The following is a 26,921-nucleotide window of genomic DNA, read 5'->3' as shown; positions in this document are numbered from 1 at the left end:
TATAATCAGAAATGAGGAAATAATTAATGGAAAAGAGTCAGGTAAACAAAAATGTCGAGAGTAATCAAAAATTTTTTTCTATAAAAAATGGTTTATGGTTTTTTTTAAAGACTAACATTATGCTGGCAGTTATGATCACATTGTTTACCATAAATAGACCTGAATGGAGGTCAGATGGAGGAGATAAGGTAACTGAATTTATTTTCTTGTTTGAATGTCTTTTTATTTTACTTTCCGTATTTGCCTGTTTAAAACCTGAGAAGAATATTATGAAACATAGAGTATATGAAAAAAAGTCCAAAAATGAATGGATTGGTATGGCTATCGCGATTATATCAACTTCATTATTATCTCTATTTATGCTGCCTGCGGGTATTCCATTTCCAAGCACTGTTAACTTTGTGATATTATCAATTAATTTCCTTGTAGCTGTCTATTCGATTGTTTTTCATAAAGTGGCCATCGCGCTATATGAATTAAACGTATTTAAAGAAAAAGATAGTGTTGCAGATTATACATTCAAATATATAGCAATATTATTTTCGGGTTTAAATTATTATGTTCAAATAACTTTACAAAAACTTCCGCTTATTTTCAATAAACCTATTGCTATTGTTTTTGTGATTATATTGGCTATGCAGCTCATTTTGACAGGCACTGTTTTTACGTATTAGTTTAATAATAAGATTTAAATTTTAAAGCTACTAGTCATTATAAGATTTGGGTTGATCATAGATGGAAGATAAATCGAAGTCAAATGACAGTTATAGTTGGTCTAATTGGAGTGAGAGTAAGAATTGTTGAATCCTGGTTTGCTAAAGAGCAGGGCTGGGTAGGTGATAAAGTTGATGGTTTAATCACCTGCATTGGAAGTTTTTTTGGGAATTTTTAACCGAGCGAAAAGTTGATACAAGTGACTTTATTTAATGAATTTTCAATTACTTTAGACCGAGGAATCATGATATGAATAATCAATCCAATAAAAAACAGAATAGATTAAATGGGAATTTATTCCTTAAAACTGGTTTTATGTTCTTCCTAAAAGCTAATATTTTACTGATTATGTTGATTTTTACATTTTTGGTTAACAAAGCGGAGTGGCAATATGATGGTGGAACTTCAGTTATAATGTTTGTGACATTTGCCGAACTTTTTATCATCTTGCTATCTGTCTTAGTATTTATTAAACCAAACGTAAATAGTGAAGGAAAGGTTAATGAACGAGAACAATCAAAGGAGTGGATTGGGGCTTTAATTGCGTTTGTCTCCCTATCTTTGTTTTCACTTATATTTTTGGGCGCAAATATTCCATACCCAAGCACATTGATATTTTTAATATTAATGACAAATTTTATGGTGTCTCTGTATTCCGTTGTTTTTCATCCGGTTGCTTTAGGGATATATGAAGCGAACGTTTTCCAGGAAAAAACAACTATGCTGGATTACATTTTTAAATATATAGCAATATTTTTATCAGGGATAAACTATTATGTGCAGAGGACATTGTTAAAGCTTCCACTGTTGATAAATAAATTTATTGCCGTTGCCTTTGTCTTATTTTTATTGTGGCAAGGGTTTGGGGTAATTGCCATTTTTGATAAATAATCTAAAAGGTTATGAATACCTGAATTCGGGCAACTAATCAAGACGAAAACTTGAGCTGATATTTAATACGTAGACATAGGATGAAATTATAGCACTGTAAAATGGATCAACGATTGGGTTCACAATCATGCCTTCAAAGGAGGCTTTTCATGCCAAAAACAAAACAAATCAATCTGACCATCAATGAACTAATAGCAACGCTTGCCCTTTGCGGATACGATAAAATGGCAAGTCAGATTTTAAATGAACAGGAACTGATTAAAGATGAATCGGAATTTACCCGGTTTGTAGAAGAAACGGAAACGGAGCTTAGAAAAAAAGGATACTGGGACGATAACAGGGATACTGGCATTGCCAAGGGTCTTGAGGATTTGCTGTATTTACTTGTTCATTCCAAGAAAAAGATTCGCTGTATTAATATGAGAAAGCGAAATGCGTTACTTATCCATTCACTCAACAAAAAGCATTCACTTGTCCAGGAGGTGCGTGGTAGAGAGCATGCATTTGCATTCCACCAGAATAATCAAGGTTTTTATGATGTTATCCGTGAGTACTTTGGAATGGAGGATACAGAAATTAATGTAGATGGTTGGCAGCCTATTCGGATGACGGATGATCTGGTTGATGAACTTCATACCTCGGATCCAGAGGTTCTGCTTGCAATGAAACAGGATGAAAATCAGGCACAGCCATTGCGTGACTTCGCTGATGATCTTTTAAAGAACGGGCAGGAATTTAATAATATTTCATTGATGGAGTCTGACTATGTAAAGGATCAGTCGGAGTTTGCTGAAATCCAATTTTTGCTCCCGGGCAATAATTTTGTCTGGCATATGAATTACGAGAACGTGGAAAAGAATCATGAAGTAATCCTTGAGCCGATCTCGGTAAAAACGTATTTTAAACAAATTGAGAGTGTTTTAAAGGAATTCTTTTTCGAGTAACTTGATCGGATTCTTCAAAGTAGTAGATATTAACGAAGGAAACTGGTTAACTAAATCGGTTTCCTTCATTATTTCCTAAGGTCGCCAACTTCTTCATATACCAATGTAAACAAAAATAAGTTATTATTATAAAAAGCTTTTTTCAAAGGAGGCTGCAAATATGGATGCCAGTCTGATCAAGCCTGACGACACATGGATGCTTTGGGCATTTATGGCTGGATGGGCCGCGGTAAGCATTTATTTGGAGCAGAAATACAAGTGGGCATCAAAGGTTACGGGAGCGATTATTGCCTTGGTTGGTGCTATGCTGCTGGTAAACCTGAACGTCATTCCAAGTGCTGCACCTGCGTATGATGCTGTCTGGACATATGTCATCCCGCTTGCGATCCCATTATTGCTATTTCAGGCGAACATTAAAAAGATATGGAATGATAGCGGGAAGATGCTAATCATCTTTCTTATTAGTTCGATTGGTACGGCTGCTGGTGCTTGTATAGCGTTTTTATCAATGCAACATAGCGTTCCAGACGCTGCCAAAATAGCTGGTATGGAAACTGGATCATATACGGGCGGCGGGGTTAACTTTGCAGCATTATCCGCCAAGTTGAACGTTCCAGGGGAATTGGCATCGTCAGCAATTGTCGCGGATAATTTGTTAATGGCATTGTACTTCTTTGTCTTAATGATGATGCCTGCCCTGGCATTTTTTCGGAGAAACTATCGAACTCCATATATCGATGAACTAGAAAGGCAGTCCATCTCTCAGGAGAACGGTGTTTCCGATTATTGGAAGCGCAAGGATATTTCCCTTAAGGATATTGCTTTTGCTGCCGGGACTGCGTTTGTATTAGTTGCTGTTTCATTTAAATTGGCAGAGGTAATTGATAAACTGATTCCGTCAGGGGATGATGCAGGCTTCTTTTTAAATCTGCTGAATGGTTTGTTTGGCGATGGTTATCTCATGCTTACAACGATAACGGTATTGGCGGTAACGTTTTTTAGTCGTTTTTTTGAAAATATTCACGGTGCCCAGGAAATTGGCACGTACCTGATTTACATATTCTTCGTTGTGATCGGTGTGCCTGCATCACTTCCACTGTTAATTAGCAATGCACCACTGTTATTGGTGTTTTTAGGTATTATAGTTCTCTTTAACATGCTTGTGACGTTTACGGTCGGTAAATTATTTAAATTTAGCCTCGAGGAAATAATTGTTGCCAGTAATGCCAATATCGGAGGACCGACAACCGCTGCAGCGTTTGCTATCGCCAAGGGCTGGACCAAATTAATCGTCCCTATCATGCTAGTCGGTACGTTAGGATATGTCATTGGTAATTACTTAGGAAGCATGGTTTACTTTTTATTTAAGTAGTACGAGCTAATTTAAAAAATTGTTTGTTTGTTAAGCGCCTTTTGGGGAAACTTAATTATAATTATATGTTTAAACCCAAGGGAGCTGAACAGAATGCCACGTACAGAACGAGTACCACGTGAGAAAACGATTGATGATACCTTTAAAGTCCTGACTGAGGGGTATATGTACATACCAAACAGGCGCGCGCGGCTACGGTCAAATATCTTTATAACCCGTTTACTAGGTCAGAAGGTAATTTGTATAGGTGGTGAGGAAGCTGCACAATTATTTTATGATACAGAGAAATTCCAGCGAAAGGGAGCAGTACCGAATCGGATACAGGAATCCTTGTTTGGAAAAAAAGCTGTACAAGCCCTGGATGGGGTGAAGCATCAGCACCGGAAACAGCTATTTATGTCCCTTATGACGAAAGAGCGGCTGCAATTGCTTACCAAGATTACCGAAAAACAGTGGCAGCAGGCGACAAAAAAGTGGCACAAGCGGAAAAAGATTACACTCTTTGACGAAGCACGGGAAATTATGGTTCGGACTGCATGTGAATGGGCAGGTGTGCCTCTTCAAGAAGAGGAGGTAAGCGAGCGGGCAAATGATTTGGGAGATATGATTGATGCCTTCGGTGCTGTCGGGCCAAGGCACTGGGCTGGCAGGCAAGCACGTAATCGATCAGAGAGGTGGATTCAAAGTATTATTGAAAAAGTTCGTTCGGAAAAACTGGATCCTTCCCCGAACTCGGCGTTGTATGCAATGGCATGGCACCGTGATTTGAATAACAAACTGTTAGATTCGCAAATAGCTGCGGTCGAGCTTATAAACATCATTAGACCAATCGTCGCCATTGCCAGGTACGTTACTTTTGGGGCAATAGCGTTGCATGACTATCCTGAGACTCGGGAAAAATTACAAGCAGATGATGGCAACTATAGTCAATGGTTTGTCCAGGAAGTCCGCCGTTTTTATCCATTCGGCCCATTTTTAGGTGCGCGAGTAAAAAGAGATTTCATTTGGCAAGATTGCCGATTTAAGAAAGGGACACTTGTTTTACTTGATATATATGGAACAAATCACGATCCGAAGCTTTGGGAAAACCCGAATGAATTCCATCCAGAGCGGTTTAAAGAGTGGGAAGGCAGCCCATTTGACTTTATCCCACAAGGTGGTGGAGATTATCATAAAGGACATCGGTGCGCTGGGGAATGGGTAACCATAGAGGTGATGAAGACAAGCCTGGAGTTTTTAGCCCAAAAGCTTGATTATCAAGTGCCAGCACAGGATTTACACATTGGAACCGTAAGAATGCCACCGCTTCCGGAGAGCGGATTTGTGTTAAAGAATGTTCATGCAAGGCTAGATTAAATTTCAATGGAAGCGGCACCTTACAATGGGCATGGGGGGATCTTTATAGTCGTTACCGTTTTTATTTTCTTTATGGAGTAGAAGACGCCGATGAACCGTTGGAGCGGCTGATCGAAAGCGAAAAGTCGCTGATCGAAAGCGTGAATCCGCCGATCGAAAGCGGAAAGCCGCTGATCGAAGACGTGAATCCGCCGATTGAAAGCGGAAAGCCGCCGATCGAAAGCGTGAATCCGCCGATCGAAAGCGAAAAGCCGCTGATCGAACCATACAGCACCAGCAGTTAACACGGGCAGGCAATTTCATTCCCGGATGAAATTACCTGCCCGACTGCCTTTACATGATTATTCTTTTTCGCCTACAACTGTAAACCGTTCATTTACATGCTTCGGGTTCTCGATTTCATCAACGACAGCTATGGCATAATCTGCATAGCTGATGTAGCTGTCCCCTTTTGCATTCACTAGCAATGTATCTTTCCCTGATTGATATGATCCAGTTCTTTTTCCATCTGGGTCAAATACTGCAGAGGGGCTGATGAATGTCCAGGTAATACCAGTCGTTTTTTGTAGTTCTTGCAGATTGCGTGCCTGTCCAGTTGCTGTTGGTTTAAATGCATCAGGGAAGTCTGGTGTATCACTTACGCGGACTGTTTTGTCTTCATCCGCATAAAGGCTTCCGGCACCACCAACAATAATTGCCTTTGCAGTTGTCCCCTTAAGTGCTTCGATTAAAGCATGTCCAGCGTCAACATGTGGCTGCTCTTCACCAAGAGGAGCACCAAAGGCATTTACAACAACATCATATGGCTTGATATCATCTGATGTTAGATCCAGTATGCTTTTTTCCACAACCGGGACCTCTTTATCAGCTAATTTTGCCCTATCCCTTATGATCGCTGTTACATCATGTCCCCGCCTTACAGCTTCCTCCAAAATAAGACGGCCTGCCTTACCGCTTGCTCCAATGATTGCAATTTTCATCTAACCATCCTCCTGTTTTGTTGTAACAATTATAGTTACATGTTAGCGGTGAAAAAATCTCTTTAATCAAAGAGATCTTGTAATACATCGTCTAATGTTTGCCTTGCCAATTCTTGTTCCATTGCCTGCTGTGCCCGTTTGAATTTCTTCTCAAGTGCGGATTGAATGTTACTGCCAACAGCACAGTTTGGGTTCGGGTCTTCATGTACAGCAAAACCAAGTTCATTTGTATGTTGAACTGCTTTATAAATTGCTAACAATGAAATGTCGGAAGGATCCTTTGTTATACTTAATCCGGGGATACCTGGATGTGATGTTAAAAGTCCAGCTTTTTTAAGCATACTGTTAATTCGGCGTATAACTACCGGATTTGTATTAACGCTGTTGGCAATAAATTCAGAAGTCAGGTATTCCCGTGGCTGATTGGATGCTAGCGCAAGAATATGAATGGCAACAGCAAAACGATTATTTTTCATTACATCACCACCACTGTAACTATAATAGTTACAATCGAGGTGTTTGTCAATAATCTGGTTTACGAGAAAACATTGCCTTCGTATGATCATGGCGCCTTAAAGGTTTCTTATCGTTTTTCTTTTACAATAAAAGCATCCTTTACCCCTGCTTTGATCACTTCATTCAACCGTTTTTCCGCATTCTCTTGATCGGAAAATGCACCTGCTTGAACCCGGTACCATTGCTCGCCGGAAATCGTAATGGCGCCAACAAAGGATTCTATCCCGTTTGTTTGAAAAAAATCAGCTCGATCGTTGGCATTTTCTCTTGATTTAAACGAACCTGCAATTATCCTGTAAATGATGGCAGCTCCCTCTTGTTTGCGCTTTAAATTAAATGCCTTTACTAACCCATTTACATGTCCTTGTGCAACCTGTTTTCGCCATGCTGGTTTTTTTAATAAAGCCCCATCATGTTCGTTATCAATAAACCCATTTTCCGTTAAAAGTGCGGGCATGGACGACTCACGCAGCACATGAAAATTAGCTTTCTTCTGGCCGCGGTCATTTAGCTGGTTCAAGTCAACAATCGCTTTGTGCAAGGTATCCTGATATTTCGCTGTCTGGGAAGAATCAGAAAGACTGCTGTGAATATAGTCCTCATACCCTTGTGCAGAACCATTAAAGGAGTTACAGTGAATGGATAAAAAATAATCGGCTCCCCAGGAGTTGGCTTGATTTGTCCGTTCTGTAAGACTTACTGTTTGATCGGTAGTTCGGCTCATTTTCACCTGGACATTTTCATAGTTTGTTAAAATGGTTTGTATGTTAAGGGCAATATCCAGTGTAATATCCTTTTCGTTCATTCCATTCCCGTGTGCACCAGGATCGCTACCACCGTGACCAGGATCCAAATAAAGCTTCATAGGAATTCCCCCATTCTGTTAAAGTATTTTCATTAATAGCGTATGGCAAATCATAAAAAGCAGTTGGACAAACGTCTTTTTACTTGCAAAATTCCATCCTTGTCACCGTCCTTTTTCATTTGCTTTAAATATGATCCTTCCTAGTAGTACTATCGTCTAGCGAAAGTTTTTGGTGGCATAATGGGGGATAGACAGCAAAATAGCGGAGGCGATGGGCTGGCATCGCTCATCATGACTAGCGCACAGCGTATAAATTTTATAATTTCCGACGACAAAAAAGGCAGCTACCGTCATATTAGCTGCCTTCTCCTAAAATCACTTATTCATTTAACAGGCTTATAAAGTGATTTAGTATTTTAGCGGTTAGTCCCCAAATTACTTTCCCGTTGTACTGGTAAAAAAGTTCGTCTACTTGATAGTGCCGCCAGTTGTAATTTTTCCCGCCAACAATTAAATCGAAGGGGAAATCTGCTTCGGGGACAACTTTAACTTGAACATTGTATCTATCGGGTTTAGTGCTAAGAAAATAGGGAAGTGGTACTGTAAAAACTTCTCCTACTTCGGATATATTCGGCTTTATTAGTTCGGGGTTCGTAATTCTCCCTGCAAACGGAAAAATGATTCTGCCAAAATCAGAGACGATATAATCGAGTGGGGATACATCCTTTATATTGGTTTCCGTTATTCCCAATTCTTCTGTTGTTTCACGTATCGCACATTGTCTGGGGGTTGAATCCGCTTTATCTATTTTGCCACCTGGAAAGCAGATGTCCCCTGGCTGGCTCCGTAACTTCATTGATCTGACTTCAAACAAGATATGGGTTTCGTTATTCTTTTCAATGAGTGGCAATAGTACAGCATGTTTGCGAAATTGCTCATATCCAAGAATAGACGGCTGGCGATCGGTTAATTTTGAGATGATGTCTGCTGGGTTCAATTTGCTACCTCCATGATCATTTAATTCTATCATATTAAAATCTATCTTTTTGACAAAATAATGTTCCTCCTTTGATAGTCGAATTATTATATGACATTTGTCATACTGATTACTGACGTTTATGACTATTAACGTTCAAAATAATTTCCTAAACTAGAATTAAGAACTATTCGCGTCTAGGGGGAAAATATGATGAGCAGGCAAAAACAAATACAATTACGAAAAAATGTTGCACCATATGAAAAGTCTAATACAAAATCGAGCATGATGCAGATAATCAACACTATTCTGCCCTTTTTCCTGCTTTGGTTTCTAGCATACCAAAGTTTGTCTGTATCTGTTTGGCTGACGCTTCTATTTTCTGTCATCGCATCGGGGTTTGTCATTCGAATCTTTATTATCTTCCATGACTGTGCACATCAATCTTTTTTTAAAAATAAAAAGGCGAACCGGATTCTTGGTACGATCACGGGAATCATTACGTTATTTGCCTTTGAAAAATGGAAACGGAGTCACGCTATTCATCACGCAACAAGCAGCAACCTGGATAAACGGGGAACTGGAGATGTTTGGGTGATGACAGTGAATGAGTATGTTGCAGCTTCAGTTTGGGGCAGATTGGCATATCGGTTATATCGCAATCCTTTTATCATGTTCGGATTGGGACCGCTCTACCTCTTCTTACTATCTAACCGCTTTAATCGTAAAGGAGCGAGACGGAAGGAACGTCTGAACACGTATTTGATCAATGCATCAATAGCTGTCATTTACGGACTATTAATATGGGCGATTGGCTGGCAGGCATTTCTGATTATCCAGCTGCCGATTTTGTTTATCTCGGGTTCGCTTGGTATTTGGCTGTTTTATGTCCAGCATCAATTTGAGGATTCCTATTTTGAAAATGAAGACGAATGGGATTATGTAAAAGCAGCTGTAGATGGGAGTTCCTATTACAAGCTTCCAAAAATCATGCAATGGATTACCGGGAGTATTGGATTCCATCATGTACATCATTTAAGCCCAAGGGTACCGAATTACAACTTACAGAAGGCGCATGCATCTACACCGCCATTACAAAAAGCAACAACCATTACCCTTGCTTCCAGTTTAAAATCGATTCGCTTTCGTCTTTATGATGAGGCAAATAGGAGGTTTGTCAGCTTTAGAGAGGTTAAGGACTTGCTAAGTAAAGGCAATCCCGCTATACACAAAATGAATACAAGCCTTCAAGAGAAATAAATACAAAACCTTCCTTTATCTATTGGAAGGTCTTTTTTGTTATACTGATGGTTAGAGGGGCGGAGAACTAATGGAACATAGAGGAACGGTCAAGCATAAATGGTATCATATTATCCCGAAAAACACGGGTCTCAGCATCTATGCATGGATTATATTTTGTATTCTGCCTTTCTATTTTATCTTTAAATCGTCATCAACATGGGGAATTATTTTTGGTATTTCGATGATACTATTATTTTTTACGGCATACCGGTTATCATTTTTATCAGAGGGTTGGACAGCTGATTTATCCGTCAGCATTGAAATGGTAATAAGCATGGTAATGACTTTTGTTTTAGGGTATGTTTATTTTTCACTGTTCCTGGCCTTTTACATTGGGAATATTCAGCATAAGGTCAGATTTTTGACATTATACATTGTTCATCTTGTTACCACAATTGCAGCAGTTAGTGTTGGCTTTTTTACACAAAATGAAATATTTTTTATGCAGCTCCCGTTCATTGTGATTAGTCTCATTGGTGTTATTTTATTGCCGCTTACTATTTATAATCGGAACAAGCGGGAAAGGCTGGAAAGTCAGTTAAAGGACGCGAATAAAAAGCTTTCCCAATTGGTGGTTTTGGAGGAACGTCAGCGGATTGCGCGTGATCTGCATGATACATTGGGGCAAAAGCTTTCCCTTATCGGGTTAAAAAGTGATTTGGCCAGCAGATTACTATATAAAAGTCCGGAATCGGCAAAGAATGAAATAAATGATATTCATCAAACTGCAAGAACGGCACTAAAAGAAGTGCGTGATATGGTTTCGAATATGAAGGGGGCAAAACTGGCGGATGAAATAATCCGGGTTCAGGAGATTTTACAAGCGGCGCAAATCGATTTCCATATGGAAGGTAATCCGGTGCTTAAAAATATTCCGCCACTAATCGAAAATGTCCTGAGCATGTGTTTGAAAGAAGCTGTTACAAATGTTGTCAAACATAGCCATGCCTCTTCCTGTAGTGTCATCATAAACAATACACCAAAAGAATTAGTTATGATCGTACAGGATGATGGGGTTGGAATACCTGATAAAACAAATTCCTTCCATGAAAATGGGCTTCTAGGGATGAAAGAGCGCTTAGACTTCGTCAATGGATACCTTGACATTAAGACTTCGAATGGAACGATGCTGACTATTCGGGTACCAACGGTTATTCAACAAACGTAAAAAGGGTGGGTAGCGTGATACGAATTATAATTGCTGAAGACCAGCGTATGCTGCTGGGAGCACTGGGGTCTTTGCTTGATTTGGAGGAAGATATGGAGGTTGTTGGCAAAGCAAGGAACGGGGAAGAGGCGTTAGCGTTAGTGAAGCAACAAAATCCTGATATTTGTATCATGGACATTGAAATGCCGTTGAAAAGCGGGCTGGAAGCAGCGGAGGAATTAAAAGGTCACCCTTGTAAAGTGATCATTTTAACTACATTTGCCCGGTCAGGATATTTTGAACGTGCACGAAAAGCGGAGGTCAGTGGCTATCTTTTAAAGGATAGCCCTAGTGAAGAATTGGCAAACTCTATCCGCATTATTATGGACGGCAGAAGGGTATATGCTCCCGAATTGGTTGATATGGCATATGAAAATGAGAATCCGCTGACGGAACGGGAAGAGCAGGTGTTAAAATTGATTGCTGAGGGGAAAACAACAAAAGAAATTGCCAAGCAGCTGTATCTTACGAATGGCACAGTGCGCAATTATGTTTCTGTAATTTTAGATAAGTTAGAGGTGAGTAACCGGATTGAAGCTATATCCCGATTTAAGGAAAAGGGCTGGTTTAAGTGATTTTACTTTTTAAAAAAATAATGGCGGTCTTGTTTTGATAATGTAGTTATTAATAATAAGTTAATGACTTGACATAAGTTGCTAATTCATCTATTATACTTACATAAAGTAATAAACTTGCTAAACAATAGCAATGATTACCTTTAAAAAATAAATAATAAAGAAGGAGGTTCTGGCAAAGAATAAGCAAAGCAAAAGAGTTTTTCAGTGGACTTTATATTAGGTTTGGATAATATAAGCAGGTGATACAATGGAATTTTTAAATAAATTCTTTAGAAAAAATTCACCAAAGAAGGAGACAAATCACATGGCAAATGTTAAATTGGCAGTAATCTATTACAGTTCAACAGGAACGAACTACCAAATGGCTAAATGGGCTGAGGAATCAGGCAAGGAGGCAGGTGCTGAAGTAAAGGTATTAAAGGTTCCTGAACTTGCACCAGCAGCTGCAATCGAATCCAACCCGGCATGGAAGGCTCATTTTGAGGCTACAAAAGATGTACCAGAAGCAACATCAGACGACATTGAATGGGCAGATGCGATTATCTTTAGTGTACCTACTCGGTTTGGTAATTTACCTTCGCAAATGAAACAATTTCTTGACGTGCAGGGTGGACTATGGGGAGCTGGTAAGACAGTAAACAAAGTAGTTAGCGGAATGACATCTGCGCAAAATCCGCACGGTGGTCAAGAGGCTACATTATTAGCACTATATACTTCCATGATGCATTGGGGTGCAATCATTGCAGCGCCAGGTTACACTAACCAAGTTCTATTCGGCGCTGGCGGTAACCCATACGGAACTAGTGTAACACAAGGCCAAGACGGAAAAATGGTCGAAGATGTTGAAGAAGCAGTAAAGCATCAGGCAAAACGCACAATTGATATTGCTGGACGTGTTATTGCAGGTAACTAATTAGAATTTAAAGATCTGTTCGGAATGCGTTCCGGTTGGTCGTTTAAGAACAAACGCTTGGACACAAGTATCCAAGCGTTTTTGCATTACAAGGTTAATAATCAAATCACTCATCACTGTGGTGCTTGTTTTTAGTAATCGTATGTTCATTCGTCTCTTCTGCAAATTCAGTTTGTAACTGGTTTTGGGTTCGCAAGTCTTTCCGTTCGTATGAATCAGGTGAAAAATGATTGGCAATATAGCCGTGAATGAACGGCTCGCAGCACGTAATAAAGAAAGCTGTCAGTAAAGAAGTAGTGATAATCGGGACCTCGGCACCGAGAAATAGACCTCCCAAGATAAGGAGTGAAAGAAAGGCTAGACCAAAATCAGCAATTGTAGCAGTAATATTTCCAAACCTTGGTAGTACCACCATGTCACCTACAAGATAAGAAATTCCAGTAACAAGTAAACTGATCCACAATAAATTAACCCAATTGGCATTTGAAAAAATGCCGAATATCGCATATATAGAAACGGCTATAGCTAAAAATTTAATCCCTAATTCCTTTACATGTTCCATAAATCTGAACACACCCTCTCTTGCATCATTTTGTTTAGTATTTGACAAGATGACGTAAAATATGAAAACACACTTAAGTTACCGGTATAAACCCTTTATTTGATCTGAACGAGAAAAAAAGGTATAATGAATGACGATCAGTCACTACATGATAATGGAGGTTTTTATGGATAATAAAAAAGAACTCATTATTCAATCGGCCATTGATGTTTTTCGGGAAAAGGGCATCGAAAAAGCAAAAGTATCGGATATTGTCAAAGGAGCCGGAATTGCTCAAGGGACATTTTATTTATATTTTTCTTCCAAGTTGGCAGTAATGCCTTCAATAGCTGAGGTGATGGTCGAAAAAACGCTTGACCGGATTAAGGAAAAGATGAGCGGGGAGTTTTCCTTTTCGGATCAGCTAGAAAAGGTGATTGACGTTGTATTCGATTTGACGAGTGAGTACCGGGAAGTTTTTGCCCTCATTTATTCAGGCCTTGCAGCAACTGATTACTTAAAGGAATGGGAGACAATCTATGCGCCGTATTATGCTTGGATGAGTGAATTTCTGGATAATGCGAAAAAAGCGGGAACAATTCGGGAAACACTGCATCCAGAGCGAACGGCGGAGTTATTGATAGGTTTGATTGAATCCGTTGCCGAGCAATCTTATTTGTATTCCGAGGTTGATCTCAAAACGGTTGATACGAAAAAGCAGGAAGTATTAAAGTTTGCCGGGTTTGCGCTAGGGTTAGAGGACTAGTGCTTCTTCGTACTATAAAATGACTGAATGTCAGTCATGGGAGGTATTATTATATTATGAATAAATCATGGATCTATGTCATGTTAACCAGCCTGTTTGAATTATTATGGGTGTTTGGATTTAATACAGCATCAGAATGGTGGCATTGGCTATTGATTATTGCTGTTATTCCGCTAGATTTACATTTTCTTGCAAAGGCATGTGAAGATTTGCCGACTGGTACGGTTTATGCAATTTTTGCTGCAGCCGGTACAGTTGGAACGGCATTAATGGATGTATTTCTATTTGATGGACACTTAAATACGGGAAAAATTTTGTTTATGATTATTTTAGTCGCTGGTGTTATTGGATTAAAACTTTCGGATGATAAACAGACGGAAGGAGCGGTATAGTAATGGGCTGGTTCTATATTTTCTTAGCAGCGGTTTTTGAAGTAATTGGTGTGTTGGGCCTAAAGTTATTCAGTCAGGAAAGGACAATGAAACATGGCGTCATTTATTTGGGCGGTTTAGGTGGATCGTTTGCGTTTCTTTATGCCTCGTTTTTAAGATTGCAGGTTAGTGTAGCCTATGCCGTTTTCATTGGTATCGGTACAGCGGGTGCGGTGCTTTTAAACATGATTTTTTTCGGGGAATCCAGAAATATATTCCGGATCTTAAGTTTAGTTGCTATTATCATCGGTGTGGTTGGACTGAAGGCATTATCTTAATATAAACAGAGCCAGGATTCTGCAAATTCTGGCTCTATTTACTTGTTTCACGGAATCTTCGTCTGTCAACGATATTCCCGTTGGATTATTCCATCAATGCGCCAACAATTTCGTATGAACGCAATCTGGCTTTATGATCAAAAATTTGTGAGTTAATAATGAACTCGTCTGCCTCTGTTTCTGCTAAAAAGCGCTCAAGACCTTGTTTAACGGTTTCCGGGCTACCGACTATAGTCGCGGGTGTTTCTAATGATTTTTCGACTACAGCACGTTCCATTTCCGACCACGCTTCATCAATATTTTTGATTGGTGGCTGTAATTTTGCCGGACGGCCGCTACGTATGTTTAAGGTTTGCTGTTGCTGTGATGTAGCCAAATAATGTGCTTCTTCATCGGTATCTGCTGCGATTACATTGACTCCAAGCATGGCATATGGTTTTTCCAGCATGTCTGAAGGTTGAAACCTGCTGCGGTAAAGATGTAAAGCTGGAATGGTGTAATCAGGTGAAAAATGGCTTGCAAAGGAAAATGGCAACCCTTTTTGGGCAGATAGCTGTGCGCTAAAGTCACTGGAACCGAGCAGCCAAATCGGAATCGTAAGTCCTTCACCTGGAATAGCATGTACGCGCTCCGTACCTGCAAAATACCCTTGGAGTTCTTCCAATTGTAATGGAAAATCCTCAGGCCCCATATTTAATGTACGGCGTAAGGCATAAGCTGTTGCCTGATCACTACCAGGTGCACGGCCGAGTCCTAAATCAATTCGACCTGGATAAAGTGTTTCAAGTGTACCGAATTGTTCTGCAATCACCAGTGTTGCATGGTTGGGCAGCATTATCCCGCCAGATCCAACACGCATATGGTTTGTTGAACCTGCAATATGTCCGATTAATAGCGAGGTAGCGGAACTGGCAATACCGGGCATGTTATGATGCTCTGCTAACCAATAGCGGTTAAATCCCCATTTCTCTACATGCTGTGCCAAATCAGTACTATTTTTTAACGATTGCCCTGGATTACTCCCCTCGTTAACTGGTGATAAATCCAAAACCGATAACGGGATATCATGAAATTTTTTTATTGTTGTCGACAAATTTATTCCCTCCTTGTATATTGCTTAGTAAGAAATGATACGACTTTTAATTGGTGGGGTCTACTATATTGCTTGTGGTAATATGCCTCACAGACGAGAGGGATGAGCGAATTAGGTTGCTACATTCACATATTTTCAGTAGTATAGTAAAGGAATGCTATGCGAGATTGAAATGAGGGTACACAATGAATAAAACATCCATATACGGATTAACGTTTGAGCAGCTGACAGACTGGCTGGTGGAAAAAGGACAACGGAAATTCCGCGCACAACAGGTGTGGAACTGGTTATATAAGAAGCGTGTGACAAGATTTTCCGAGATGAAGAATGTGAACAAGGATTGCATTGCTTTATTGGAAGAAAATTTTGTTCTTCATACGTTAGAGGAAGAAATCAGACAGGAATCTGCTGACGGAACGAAAAAATTCCTGTTTAAATTACAGGATGGAAATTTGATTGAGACGGTCTTAATGCGCTTTAACTATGGTTTGTCTGTCTGTGTGACGACTCAAGTAGGCTGCAATATTGGCTGTACATTTTGTGCAAGTGGTCTGTTAAGGAAAAGTCGTGATCTGACAAGTGGTGAGATCGTAGAACAAATCATGAATGTGCAAAAACACTTGGACGAAGCTGGCAATGAAGAACGTGTCAGCCATATTGTTGTTATGGGTATTGGTGAGCCATTCGATAACTTTACTAATTTAATCGACTTTTTACGTGTAGTAAATGATGATAAAGGGCTTTGCATTGGAGCCAGACACATAACCGTGTCTACTAGTGGGTTGGCCCATAAAATTTATGAATTTGCGGATACGGGCTTGCAAGTGAATCTGGCCATTTCCTTGCACGCACCAAACAATGAATTACGTACGCAGATCATGAAGATTAATAAAGCATTTCCAATCGAAAAGCTAATGAAAGCTGTGGATTATTATTTGGAGAAGGTGAATCGCCGCATAACATACGAATATATTATGTTGCGGGATGTGAATGATCATAAGGAAGAAGCGGAGCAGCTAGCAAAATTGCTTGGCGATAAGCGTCATCTAACATATGTGAATTTGATTCCATATAACCCCGTAGACGAGCATAATCAATATCAGCGCAGTGAACCTGAGACAATTCAAACATTTTTTGAAACATTAAAGAAGCACGGTATTAACTGTGGGGTACGCTGGGAGAATGGTGCTGATATTGATGCAGCATGCGGACAGCTGCGGAGTAAGCAGATTAAGAAGAATGTCGGGTAAAATAACAAGAAACGTATCTATTCAACTAGATACGTTTTTTGTTATGAATTAAAATTTAAGTTTATCTAAAGTGAGTTGGTAGCTGTTATCAGTGGTTTAGATTTGGATTGAAAACATTGTGTTAGAATTATGACGATTAAGCCATGGTTCTTTTTTTGTTAATCTAACCATTTTCCTCTGGGTAAAGAACCCCTGAAGCTCTTTTCTTGCAATTGAAATCCTCAAGACCTATATTTCAGGTTTGCAAAAGGGTATAAAGGTTTTATGTGGTTCGGAAAGGGAAACATGAAAACTATCAGAGAAAGGCGGGATTTCGTGACGGCAGAAGTGGTGATTATGAATAAACTCGGTATGTCCCTTGCGGCAGATAGTGCGATTACGAGCGGAAGGGATGGGGTACAAAAGGTTTATAATTCGGCACATAAACTGTTCTCTCTATCAAGAGAGCATCCCATTGGCATCATGGTATACGGCGCGGCGTCCTTTATGGAGGTTCCGTGGGAAGTTATTATAAAGTCCTATAGGGATTATTTAGGTAATAAAAAATTTGCCGACTTAACTTATTATATGGAGGACTTCCTTGAGTTTTTACGCCATGATGGTAGCTTTACAAATGAGGATACAGAAAGAATAATCGTCTATCGGACGTTTTCCGACTGTTTAAAGCGGATTGTCAAGGAAGTAGAGGAAATGATGGAAAAAGATAAAGAAGAAGGAGTAATGCAGCAAAAAGTGACGGATTGGCTTACAAAATGTGTTGATAGAAATATTGAAAACTATAGAGACCAAAAGACATTTCTAAAGATGAAATATGAAACGTTCAAAGCGACGTTTGGTTCGGAAGTTAGAGAAATAAAAGATGAATTAATTACGTATGAAATTCCTGATCAATTGGTAGAGAAACTGCATGTGTTGGCTTTTGAAGCAACTGCAAATGATTATTTCAGTTCAGGAAGTACAGGCCTGGTAATCGCTGGATATGGCGAAAATGAGATTTTTCCGCATTTATTAAATTACCGCCTAGAAGGTTTTGTCTTCGGCCAGCTAAAATACAAAAAATTAAAAGAAAAAAAGATCAGTTATACAACAAACAAAGATAACGGTACCGCCTCTATTACGGCATTTGCCCAAAAGGAGATGGTACAATCGTTTATTGGCGGGATCGAGCCGGACATGAAGGATGCGATTTTTGGAATTATTGACCAGGTGTTAACTAACTATCATAAGCAAATCCAAAACAATATAAATATTCATTTTACAGATGAACAGGTTAAAGCGCTGCAAAATCTGGGTAATAAAATATATGAATCTATTGAGGATGCTTTAGAAGAATATCAGCAAAACAATTATATTGATCCTTTATTGGGGATTGTAAGGTCATTGCCAAAGGAAGAACTTGCCGAAATGGCAGAGGCACTGATCAATCTTACTTCGTTCAAACGAAAGGTAACAAGAGCAACTCAATCTGTCGGTCTTCCAATTGATGTAGCGATTATTACAAAAGGAGATGGTTTTATCTGGATGAAACGAAAGAATTATATAGATCCACAAATAAACACCCGATTTTAAGGGCCAGAAAAAAGAGGGAGATGGTTATGGCTGTAAAAAAGAAGAAATCCAGAAAAAAGAAATATTTTCATCTGCCGGTAGAAGACCGCCGAGAATTCGAATTAGAAGTTGAAGAAAAAGAGCAAAAGATGATAGCAGCAGAAAAGGTATTTGCCAAATTAGATAAAAAGTATCCAAAATAGAAAGGCTTCAGACAGGCCTGTATTAAAATCATTACATTATTTTTCCGAAAAAGTTGTTTTTTTACGTTTAAGGGAAAGTATACGTGGAATGAAAATAATAGGCGATGACAAAACGCCAATAATAAGGGAAAGGAGCTGTGAAAGATGGCCAAGAACAGTAATGGCAAGATGTCACGCGAACAAGCTGGTAAAAAAGGCGGTAACCAGACCGCACGAAACCACGATCAGGAATTCTTTGAGGAAATTGGTCAGAAGGGTGGTAAAACAACCTCCAGAAACCATGATCAGGAATTCTTTCAAGAAATCGGTGAAAGGGGCGGAAAAAAACGCGCCCGGCAACGGAAAAGTAATAACAGCAGTTCATAAAAAGGGAAGAATTGGATCACAGGTCATATAACCATACGGGAAGGAAAGTGTGTCGAAGTAAGCTAATAAACTACTTTAAAAAGGAGCTGTTAAGGATGGCTAAGAACAATAAAGAAAATAACAACAATAAGATGACGGTAGAAGAAGCAGGACAAAAAGGTGGAAATAAAACAGCACGGAATCACGATCGTGAATTCTACCAAGAAATAGGTCAAAAAGGTGGCGAAACAACTTCGCAGAATCATGATCAAGAGTTCTACGAAGAAATAGGCCAAAAGGGTGGCAAAACTACTTCACGAAACCATGATCAAGAATTCTACGAAGAAATAGGTCAAAAAGGCGGAAAAAAACGTGGCCGCCAACAGCAAAATAATAACAACAATAATTCTTAATTGCAAGTAAAGGAGCTTTAACAAAAAAATTTGGAGGTGGTAATATGGCAGATAACAAATATAAAACAGGTGAAACAGCACCGGAAAGTGGTAAGTTTAAAGTTGATAGTTTAGTCAATAGTGGATCTTCAATCGACGATAATACAAAAATTGATATGGAGAAAGGGGAACAGTTTCCTCCCTCACCTTCAAGTAATGAAGCAGCCTATTGGGTAAAGGCATAAAAGATTTCGGGTACCCTCTTGAATGAGCTTGTGCAAGTGGGTATCCATTGTATTTTAAAGGAGACAACAAAACTGAGGAGGGAGATCGTGCCTTTAAAATTTAAAATAGAAACAAAAGAGCAAGGGGATCGACATGATATTGAGGTAAATTGCAGGAAATTTAAGCTATACTTCATGGAAAAATACGCAACCATTCAATTAATGGGTGATATCCTTGTTGGCATATCTTTTTTAACCGGAAGTATTTTAAATTTAATTGGCACCCCGTCTGTTTATGGAAATGGATTTTATTTAATTGGGAGCCTCTCTCTAATAGTTCGACCTACGATAAAAATTATCCGAAGAACATGGATTTATAATAATGATGAAAATGATACGTAACCTCTCCTTTGAATGTTTATGACTATGTTTAATTCCGCCTGGAGCTAAACGATTGTTATTACAATTTTTGTTCATCACTTAACAACAATTATATTAGATGGCCTACATGAAGTGTTTCCAATTATATACCCCGCTTATGATCAATTAAGGTAGCAGCAGATGAAGGAATATTTTCTGCTGTACAATATCTTATAGAGAAGCTTTAAAGATAAGTAAATTAAGAAGAACGTTTGGTAAGTATTAACTTAATTAGGTAATACATTTTGAAAGGGGCATCCTTTTAAGGATAAAGTCATGCCTTTAATAATGGATAATGAAAACTTGGGTGAATTTTTTTGCATTGTTTGTAGAATGACTGTTACTTTACTAGTTTGTTCATTCTGTTGACCGGGAAGGGGACAAGTATACGATAACTTTAAGGAGGTACCTTAGATGAGTAACGAAGATAGAGTTAACGGTAATAGTAAGCAAAAGCAGCTCGATCAGTTCCGTGTGGATGATACAGATAAGAAAATGACGACGAATCAGGGTTTAAAGGTGTCGGGGGATGAGTTTTCGCTTAAAGCAGGAGAGCGAGGGCCAACGCTGATGGAGGACTTTCATTTTCGGGAAAAGATGACTCATTTTGACCATGAGCGAATCCCAGAACGAGTTGTCCATGCACGTGGTTATGCTGCTCATGGGGAGTTTAAGCTTTACGAATCGATGAAGCAGTATACGAAGGCGAAATTTTTACAGGAACCGGGCGTGACAACCCCTGTATTTGTGCGTTTTTCTACGGTGGCCGGTTCGCGCGGCTCCGGAGAACTTGCTCGTGACGTACGCGGTTTCGCGACGAAGTTTTATACGGAAGAAGGGAATTACGATCTTGTAGGTAATAATATGCCAGTATTCTTTATTCAAGATGCGATAAAATTTCCTGATCTAATACATGCAGTAAAGCCGGAACCCCATAATGAAATTCCACAGGCGGCTACAGCTCACGACACATTTTGGGATTTTGTTGCCAACAATCAGGAGTCAGCACACATGATTATGTGGGCAATGTCGGATCGTGCTATCCCAAGAAATTTTCGTATGATGGAAGGGTTTGGTGTGCATACATTCCGATTTGTGAATGAAACGGGCAACGCGTATTTTGTCAAATTCCATTGGAAGCCAACGCTTGGTGCTCATTCTGTTGTTTGGGATGAGGCACAAAAACTGAATGGCAAGAATCCGGACTTTCATCGTACTGATTTATACGAGTCGATTGAAAATGGTGATTATCCGGAATTTGAATTAGGTGTACAGATAATAGAGGAAGCAGACGAGTTTAAATTTGATTTTGATATTTTGGATCCTACGAAGCTATGGCCGGAGGAGGATGTCCCAGTAAAAATTATTGGTAAAATGACACTTAATCGCAATGTTGATAATGTGTTTGCCGAAACAGAGCAAGTCGCCTTTCATCCAGGAAATGTTGTCCCTGGAATTGATTTTACAAATGATCCACTGCTACAGGGACGGTTATTTTCCTATACGGATACACAGTTAATCAGACTTGGCGGTCCAAATTTTCATGAACTGCCGATCAATCGCCCTGTGTGTCCTTTCCATAATAACCAGCGTGACGGGTATGGCAGGCAAACCATCAATTATGGGCAGGTAAGCTATCACAACAATTCGTTAGCAAAGAATACACCAAAACCAGCAAATGAACAAGAGGGTGGCTTTGCCCATTATCAGGAGAAAGTGGATGGAAATAAAGTAAGAGCCCGAAGTGACAGTTTTAAAGACCACTTTTCCCAGGCGGTTTTGTTCTGGAACAGCATGAGTAATGTGGAAAAGGAGCATATCAAGGATGCGTTTAGCTTTGAATTAGGGATGGTAAAAAGTAAATCTGTTCAGCAGCAGGTTGTTGATATGTTTGCAAATGTAAATTTGGAGCTGGCACAAAACGTAGCTGAAAATATTGGCGTAGTACCACCTGAAAGTGGTGGTTCCGTTATAACGAAAACATCGAAAGCTTTAAGCCAGGAAAATATGACGAAAAAACCGGATACAAGAAAGATTGCTGTATTACTAGCAGACGGATTTGATGGTACGTTTGTTCAGGCAGTATTGGCTGCTTTGAAAGAAAATGGTGCTCATCCAGTAGTTGTTAGTGAAAAACTGGGGATAGTTAAAGGAACGGACAATACAGAAATAAATGCAGATGAAACCTTTTTAACTGGTGATTCAGTCCTGTTTGATGCAGCTTATTTGGCAGGTGGAATCAATTCTGGTAAAAAATTTAAACATAATGCAGAATACTTTGTTCGTGAAGCCTTCTCCCACTTTAAGCCTATTGCTGCTTCTCAGGAAGGTAAGCAGTGGATGAAGGAATTTGGGATGACAGATAGTCCTGGTATTGTGGTTGATGAGGATATGCGTAGTTTTACTGCTCGTTTTGTTGCTGCGGTTGCAGCGCATCGACATTGGGATCGGGAAGTGGATGAACGGTGATAGACGCTTCGCAAAATTTCAGGCTTAAGCATGAATGAAAATCGTGCTGTTGGCCGTTAAGAAACGTTGCTCCCCTTCTTATACTAAAGGTAGATTCTAAAAAAGGAGGGGTTCCGGTTGATGAGTATCCATGATGTCCTGCAGATGGTTGACGAACGATGTAGAAAAAAGTAATAATTGTTGTTGAATAAAAGTCTTCCCCGTAGCGGGGGGAGGGCTTTATTTTTGTTATAAAGGCTGGTAAACTGATTAAAATTTAGTAAAATGGAGTGATTCTGATGACTAATGGCGTACGATTGATTCAGCCGACAGTTGATTTTAAAGCGGCTTATTTGGATTTCCATGATGAGTGGGTTAAAAGTGGTGAAACGATGATCCCTTGGGTAATTGAAAAGGATCCGACTGACTTTGCTGCCATGGTTCAATCGTTATTAGAAGCTGCATTAGGAATCGGACTTCCAGACGGCTGGGTTCCTGATTCTACTTACTGGCTTGTGAAAGACGATAATCTCATCGGGGCGGTAAATATTAGGCATGCATTAACGGAAAAATTAAGAAATGAAGGTGGACATATAGGGTATGGAATACGCCCGTCCGAACGGCGAAAAGGGTACGCCACCAGACTTTTAGCACTAGCATTAGAGGAAGCAAAGCGTCTTGGAATCAATGAGGTGTTAGTTGTTTGTAATGAAACGAATACCGCATCAAGGAAGACAATAGTAAATAATGGCGGGAAACAAGCTGCAAATTATACGGATAAAGCTGGCAATGTCATCAATCGGTTTTGGATAAATATGTAAGCATCTTACCTCCTTTACACCTCATTCGTTTCTGGTGAGTACAATTTCGGTAGTATTATTCAAAAAGTGGGTATATACTGATTTCTATTATTATTTTGGCTGAATTTAAAAAATTCACGTAACCGGAATTGTCATTTAATTATATTGCACACAATATTGTATGCATGTACACAAAATGTTTTCTTTATGTTTGCAAATGCGTGTGCATGTATACAATTCTGTGTAAAAGTTGTTTTATCAACGTGTGCATGTTTGTATACATGTAGACGAAAAAGAAAACAAGCTAAAAGTCTTATTGATTATTTTTATCAAATCTATTAATCTAGTAAGAGTAAGTCATTTTCATATTGGAGGGAATCAAATGACAAAAACGAGAATTGCGGCAGTTGATGTTGGAAATGATGCATTGAAGGCCAATTTCGGAAAACTGGAGAATGAGCTATATATTCCAAATGTTGTTGCACAGGACATGGAAGATCGCCCTGTTATCGGGATCGAAGAATTGGATGAAAAGGATCCGGTTGATAATCTACATATTCGCGTACACTCCCCTGCACTTGAAGAAAATAATGTCGTATACCGTGTAGGAAATCTGGCAACAAAAACAGATAACTCAACAGAACTCGACCCGGGCAGCAGCAAATCGGAAGAGGATCAGACATTGGTAATGCTATTTGCAGCAATCGCACTTGACGCAGTGGAGAGCGGTACCTTTAAAGAATCGAAGGATAGTGTAGTGGATGCCACCTATACATTAGGAACCGGTTTGCCACTTCGCGAGGTAAAAGAAGGGAAAGATGTCGGCTACCGTTCACAATTATTAGGATCTGTCCATCAAGTGGAGTTTCTAGTGACACCACGCTATCAAGGGAAGAAGGTAAATATTAAATTTGATGAGGTAAAAGTATATCCAGAAGGTTTTGCGGCCTACGTAAATCTGATCATGGATAATGATTTAAAGGTGATTAATAAAGAACTGATTGATAAACAGATACTTATTCAAGATATTGGTGGGCTATCGACAGATGTCGCTGTTATCCGAAATCGCAACGTAGATGATGATAAAGCGCAAGGATTCAACCTTGGCGTTGCAGAGTCATTGGAAGCAATCCGTGAAGAAATCAGGAAAAAGCATGGCATTGAATTGGACAGCCGTCGTGATGTTGTGGATATTATTACGAGAAAGAATGATCGGCACCACATTATGGTCAAGGGTAGCAGAACGAATGTACATGATATTACCGATCACATCCTTTTGGAGCTGGCGAAAAAGGAATATCGTTTCTTAAGAAATGTCTGGGCGAAAAACTCGCAATCCGAGATTTGTTATTTTGTCGGCGGTGGATCTGCAGTATTAAAGGATTACCTGAAAGCATTAAACAATAAGCTCGATGGCTTTAATATTGAGTTTTTTGAAGATGAAAATGAGAGTATCTGGATGATGGCAAATGCTTATTACAAATTAATTATGGACTATGTCAATAGGGAAAACCAGAAAGCGAAGGAAGAAGCGGCAGCGACGAAAGAAAAATAGGGTGATATGATGGGTGATACGAAAAAAAGCATAGAACGGGGACAATCGATTACCTTTCGAGTCCCTTCTGATACACCTGATTATCTATTAAAACAATTACAAAGACTAAAGGAAACGGAACGCAGGAATTTTTCCAGCAGGATTGCGCAATTTGTGTTAAAAGGGGTTAATGAAACAATTGCAAAGGAACGGGAAACCATCACAATCCCGCTCCCTAAACAGCTAACAAAAGAGCAAAAAAGCTGGCTCAAGCACGAACATTCCGAGGCGCTCATCGGCAGCATTTTGTATCAATTATTAAATGACCCGATGCGAGCAACATCGATACTTGCTGCATTGAACAGTAACAGTCCGAATATTGATGAGGCGTTATATCTGCAGGAAGAAATGACCGCGGCTACCATTTCGGAAGCTTCCGAGCCTGAGGTGGGTAAAACAGCTGATCCGCAAATGGAGCTTGACGAAGACGACCTTGGTGATTTGACGATGGATAGCCTCGATCATACAATTCTCGAACAATCCGAGGAAAAAGAGGACGAAGAGGAGGATAATCCGCTCGGTGACTTCTTTTCCCGAATGAATAGATGACAATCAAGGAGCTCTGTTTATAGAGCTCCTGAATTTTTAAAAGGTTAGTACAGAGTTAAACAAAAAACAACCCAACCACAAGATAACCTGCACATGCTATCCCAGCTCCAACTGCGGCCATTTTTAATTTATACTGGGCATAATCAACAAGCGGTAACTCAAGAATGGATGCAGTTGTGATTGTTGTATCACCAAGCGGTGAGGTGAACGCCCCAAATGCCCCGCTCGCAAAGACAGCACCAACCGTTAAAGGGATGGACGCACCCGTTGCGGTGGCCAAGGAAAATCCGAGCGGCATAAACAACCCCCATGTACCCCAAGATGACCCAATGAAATAGGCAACAACCGCTCCAACTAGAAATAAAATTGCCGGAACCGTAAATGCTGGTAAAAACGAGCCTAATGTCGAACTGATAAAATAGGAAAAACCAAGATCCTCGGCAACCAACGATAATGACCAAACAAGGATAAGCAGAATGATGGCTTGCATAAGCTGATTTCCTCCAGCAATAAAGTGATAAAGAATCTCGTCTAGTGCTAATCTGCGGAGCATGTAAAAAATGAATGTTAAAACAAGTGTTATAAAGACCGCTAAGAGCATCACAAATGTAGCGTCAGCCATAGAAAAGGCCTTGAACATGGTTTTGGCCCCTTTTGCTGTACCATCTTGCCATAACAGAAATAACGTTAAACCGAGCAATAAGAATAGAGGTATAATCAAATTCCAGGGCTGTGCTTTAACCATGGATAATTCCTTTTTCAAGCCAATCCCGTGAAAATCATGTCCAGAGTCCTCCGTTATCGTGTCCTTTTTCTCCTCCATTTTCTTTCTGGAGGGGGACCAAAATATGCCGATTAATCCGATGACGAGCATCACAATTGCAAAAAAGTTGAATGGGATACTTTGCAGGAAAATGTGATAGGGGGACAAAGATAAATCATGTTTTTGAATGCCGCCAGCAACTAATGAAATCATGAAACCAACAAAGGCTGTTGCCACTGGTAAAAGCACAATAACGGATTCCGTGGAAACATCCAAAACAAACCCGATTTTTGACTTGGACAGTTTCATTTTTTCTAAAATCGATTTAATTACAGGGCCGATCATCATTGTACGAAACATTGGCATCATAAAGGTGAAAGGAAGGGTTAGCCAAATTAGGCCTATTAGTCCCCGCTCCGAATGAATTTTCTCGCCAACCCATTTGGAAAAACCTTTTATTCCTCCGGAGATTCTCATCATGCCAACCAAACCGCCAAATAAATACAAAAAGGCAATAATTTTAATATTGGATTCGTCGGTTAGCGTGGTTACGACATAATTTACGGATTGCTGCGTTCCACCAAGCAGATTTGCTTCAACAAAATATGCGCCGACAACAATGCCCAGTACAAGACCAGGCAAAATTTCCTTTAACCAAATCGACATTGCAATTACGATTAGAAAAGGTAATAATGATAGCCATGCATGTTCCATACGGCTAC

Annotated in this window: 30 protein-coding genes and 1 pseudogene; 24 read left to right on the top strand and 7 right to left on the bottom strand. The window is 39.6% G+C overall.

Features of this window, described 5'->3' with window-relative positions:
* Positions 1–26 precede the first annotated feature (26 nt).
* The 6 genes from CZ382_RS12405 (at position 27) to CZ382_RS12380 (ending at position 5,561) form a co-directional block, all read left to right on the top strand.
* On the top strand, positions 27–674 hold the full coding sequence (locus CZ382_RS12405) for a hypothetical protein (RefSeq protein ID WP_088051538.1): 648 nt from the start codon (positions 27–29) through the stop codon (positions 672–674).
* Between the two features lie 289 nt (positions 675–963).
* The gene (locus tag CZ382_RS12400; RefSeq protein ID WP_088051537.1) at positions 964–1,605 is read left to right on the top strand and encodes a hypothetical protein; all 642 of its coding nucleotides are present in this window, start codon (positions 964–966) and stop codon (positions 1,603–1,605) included.
* A 149-nt stretch (positions 1,606–1,754) separates the two neighbouring features.
* Positions 1,755–2,549, top strand: coding sequence for a hypothetical protein (locus tag CZ382_RS12395; protein WP_088051536.1), 795 nt, complete (start codon positions 1,755–1,757; stop codon positions 2,547–2,549).
* A gap of 160 nt (positions 2,550–2,709) precedes the next feature.
* Complete coding sequence (locus CZ382_RS12390) at positions 2,710–3,921, top strand: DUF819 family protein (RefSeq protein ID WP_088051535.1); 1,212 nt, start codon at positions 2,710–2,712, stop codon at positions 3,919–3,921.
* Between the two features lie 93 nt (positions 3,922–4,014).
* A complete protein-coding gene (locus CZ382_RS12385; RefSeq protein WP_088051534.1) occupies positions 4,015–5,277 on the top strand; it encodes a cytochrome P450 in 1,263 nt (420 codons plus the stop codon).
* A 98-nt stretch (positions 5,278–5,375) separates the two neighbouring features.
* A complete protein-coding gene (locus tag CZ382_RS12380) occupies positions 5,376–5,561 on the top strand; it encodes a hypothetical protein (protein WP_088051533.1) in 186 nt (61 codons plus the stop codon).
* Between the two features lie 57 nt (positions 5,562–5,618).
* Here CZ382_RS12380 and CZ382_RS12375 read toward each other — a convergent pair whose 3' ends face one another.
* From CZ382_RS12375 to CZ382_RS12360, 4 genes are all read right to left on the bottom strand, one after another.
* Positions 5,619–6,257, bottom strand: a complete 639-nt coding sequence (locus tag CZ382_RS12375; protein ID WP_088051532.1) for an NAD(P)-dependent oxidoreductase — start codon at positions 6,255–6,257, stop codon at positions 5,619–5,621.
* A gap of 62 nt (positions 6,258–6,319) precedes the next feature.
* A complete protein-coding gene (locus CZ382_RS12370) occupies positions 6,320–6,733 on the bottom strand; it encodes an Rrf2 family transcriptional regulator (protein ID WP_088051531.1) in 414 nt (137 codons plus the stop codon).
* Between the two features lie 107 nt (positions 6,734–6,840).
* Positions 6,841–7,638, bottom strand: coding sequence for an N-acetylmuramoyl-L-alanine amidase (locus tag CZ382_RS12365; RefSeq protein ID WP_088051530.1), 798 nt, complete (start codon positions 7,636–7,638; stop codon positions 6,841–6,843).
* A 319-nt stretch (positions 7,639–7,957) separates the two neighbouring features.
* Positions 7,958–8,575, bottom strand: a complete 618-nt coding sequence (locus CZ382_RS12360; protein WP_235000425.1) for an NUDIX hydrolase — start codon at positions 8,573–8,575, stop codon at positions 7,958–7,960.
* Between the two features lie 192 nt (positions 8,576–8,767).
* Here CZ382_RS12360 and CZ382_RS12355 point away from each other — a divergent pair, with 192 nt between their 5' ends.
* From CZ382_RS12355 to wrbA, 4 genes are all read left to right on the top strand, one after another.
* Entirely contained in the window at positions 8,768–9,814 is a 1,047-nt protein-coding gene (locus CZ382_RS12355) for a fatty acid desaturase (protein ID WP_088051528.1), read from the top strand.
* A gap of 70 nt (positions 9,815–9,884) precedes the next feature.
* Complete coding sequence (locus CZ382_RS12350) at positions 9,885–11,024, top strand: sensor histidine kinase (protein ID WP_088051527.1); 1,140 nt, start codon at positions 9,885–9,887, stop codon at positions 11,022–11,024.
* Positions 11,025–11,038: 14 nt separating this feature from the next.
* Entirely contained in the window at positions 11,039–11,638 is a 600-nt protein-coding gene (locus CZ382_RS12345; protein ID WP_088051526.1) for a response regulator transcription factor, read from the top strand.
* A 307-nt stretch (positions 11,639–11,945) separates the two neighbouring features.
* A complete protein-coding gene (wrbA, locus tag CZ382_RS12340) occupies positions 11,946–12,554 on the top strand; it encodes an NAD(P)H:quinone oxidoreductase (protein ID WP_235000424.1) in 609 nt (202 codons plus the stop codon).
* A 106-nt stretch (positions 12,555–12,660) separates the two neighbouring features.
* Here wrbA and CZ382_RS12335 read toward each other — a convergent pair whose 3' ends face one another.
* On the bottom strand, positions 12,661–13,116 hold the full coding sequence (locus tag CZ382_RS12335) for a YndM family protein (protein WP_088051524.1): 456 nt from the start codon (positions 13,114–13,116) through the stop codon (positions 12,661–12,663).
* Between the two features lie 166 nt (positions 13,117–13,282).
* On the opposite strand from CZ382_RS12335, the gene CZ382_RS12330 reads away from it, so the two are divergent.
* From CZ382_RS12330 to CZ382_RS12320, 3 genes are read left to right on the top strand one after another with little or no spacing between them, the layout of a single operon-like run.
* Positions 13,283–13,861, top strand: a complete 579-nt coding sequence (locus CZ382_RS12330; RefSeq protein ID WP_088051523.1) for a TetR family transcriptional regulator — start codon at positions 13,283–13,285, stop codon at positions 13,859–13,861.
* Between the two features lie 53 nt (positions 13,862–13,914).
* A complete protein-coding gene (locus CZ382_RS12325) occupies positions 13,915–14,253 on the top strand; it encodes a DMT family transporter (protein WP_200809558.1) in 339 nt (112 codons plus the stop codon).
* Between the two features lie 2 nt (positions 14,254–14,255).
* Complete coding sequence (locus tag CZ382_RS12320) at positions 14,256–14,570, top strand: DMT family transporter (RefSeq protein WP_088051521.1); 315 nt, start codon at positions 14,256–14,258, stop codon at positions 14,568–14,570.
* A gap of 85 nt (positions 14,571–14,655) precedes the next feature.
* Here the strand turns inward: CZ382_RS12320 and CZ382_RS12315 are convergent, their stop codons facing one another.
* Positions 14,656–15,663 (bottom strand): LLM class flavin-dependent oxidoreductase, encoded by a 1,008-nt coding sequence (locus CZ382_RS12315; protein WP_407701307.1) that lies wholly within the window; start codon positions 15,661–15,663, stop codon positions 14,656–14,658.
* Between the two features lie 185 nt (positions 15,664–15,848).
* On the opposite strand from CZ382_RS12315, the gene rlmN reads away from it, so the two are divergent.
* The 11 genes and pseudogenes from rlmN to CZ382_RS12265 all read left to right on the top strand — a co-directional run bounded on the left by rlmN (position 15,849) and on the right by CZ382_RS12265 (position 25,436).
* Positions 15,849–16,913 carry a 23S rRNA (adenine(2503)-C(2))-methyltransferase RlmN gene (rlmN, locus tag CZ382_RS12310; protein WP_088051519.1) on the top strand — a complete coding sequence of 355 codons (1,065 nt, stop codon included), beginning with the start codon at positions 15,849–15,851 and terminating at the stop codon, positions 16,911–16,913.
* A 285-nt stretch (positions 16,914–17,198) separates the two neighbouring features.
* Positions 17,199–18,482, top strand: coding sequence for a hypothetical protein (locus tag CZ382_RS12305; RefSeq protein WP_230856094.1), 1,284 nt, complete (start codon positions 17,199–17,201; stop codon positions 18,480–18,482).
* Between the two features lie 26 nt (positions 18,483–18,508).
* The gene (locus CZ382_RS23760) at positions 18,509–18,664 is read left to right on the top strand and encodes a hypothetical protein (RefSeq protein WP_155554812.1); all 156 of its coding nucleotides are present in this window, start codon (positions 18,509–18,511) and stop codon (positions 18,662–18,664) included.
* A gap of 144 nt (positions 18,665–18,808) precedes the next feature.
* Positions 18,809–19,000 (top strand): annotated as a pseudogene (locus tag CZ382_RS12300) (glucose starvation-inducible protein B); the annotation flags it as partial.
* A 125-nt stretch (positions 19,001–19,125) separates the two neighbouring features.
* On the top strand, positions 19,126–19,422 hold the full coding sequence (locus tag CZ382_RS12295) for a KGG domain-containing protein (protein WP_088051517.1): 297 nt from the start codon (positions 19,126–19,128) through the stop codon (positions 19,420–19,422).
* Positions 19,423–19,466: 44 nt separating this feature from the next.
* On the top strand, positions 19,467–19,646 hold the full coding sequence (locus CZ382_RS12290; protein ID WP_088051516.1) for a YjzC family protein: 180 nt from the start codon (positions 19,467–19,469) through the stop codon (positions 19,644–19,646).
* A gap of 87 nt (positions 19,647–19,733) precedes the next feature.
* Positions 19,734–20,027 (top strand): YrhK family protein, encoded by a 294-nt coding sequence (locus CZ382_RS12285; RefSeq protein WP_088051515.1) that lies wholly within the window; start codon positions 19,734–19,736, stop codon positions 20,025–20,027.
* Between the two features lie 432 nt (positions 20,028–20,459).
* On the top strand, positions 20,460–22,514 hold the full coding sequence (locus CZ382_RS12280; protein WP_088051514.1) for a catalase: 2,055 nt from the start codon (positions 20,460–20,462) through the stop codon (positions 22,512–22,514).
* A 278-nt stretch (positions 22,515–22,792) separates the two neighbouring features.
* Complete coding sequence (locus CZ382_RS12275; protein ID WP_088051513.1) at positions 22,793–23,314, top strand: GNAT family N-acetyltransferase; 522 nt, start codon at positions 22,793–22,795, stop codon at positions 23,312–23,314.
* 361 nt (positions 23,315–23,675) lie between these two features.
* The gene (locus tag CZ382_RS12270) at positions 23,676–24,848 is read left to right on the top strand and encodes a ParM/StbA family protein (protein ID WP_088051512.1); all 1,173 of its coding nucleotides are present in this window, start codon (positions 23,676–23,678) and stop codon (positions 24,846–24,848) included.
* Between the two features lie 9 nt (positions 24,849–24,857).
* Entirely contained in the window at positions 24,858–25,436 is a 579-nt protein-coding gene (locus CZ382_RS12265) for a hypothetical protein (protein WP_088051511.1), read from the top strand.
* Positions 25,437–25,491: 55 nt separating this feature from the next.
* On the opposite strand, the gene CZ382_RS12260 is transcribed toward CZ382_RS12265, so the two are convergent.
* On the bottom strand, positions 25,492–26,913 hold the full coding sequence (locus tag CZ382_RS12260; RefSeq protein ID WP_088051510.1) for a Na+/H+ antiporter NhaC family protein: 1,422 nt from the start codon (positions 26,911–26,913) through the stop codon (positions 25,492–25,494).
* Between the last annotated feature and the right edge of the window lie 8 nt (positions 26,914–26,921).

Origin of the sequence: Virgibacillus dakarensis (genome assembly GCF_900155625.1) — a bacterium.
In the GTDB taxonomy this organism is placed as follows: Bacteria; Bacillota; Bacilli; order Bacillales; family Amphibacillaceae; genus Lentibacillus_C; species Lentibacillus_C populi.
This window is presented reverse-complemented; position numbering and strand designations above follow the sequence as displayed.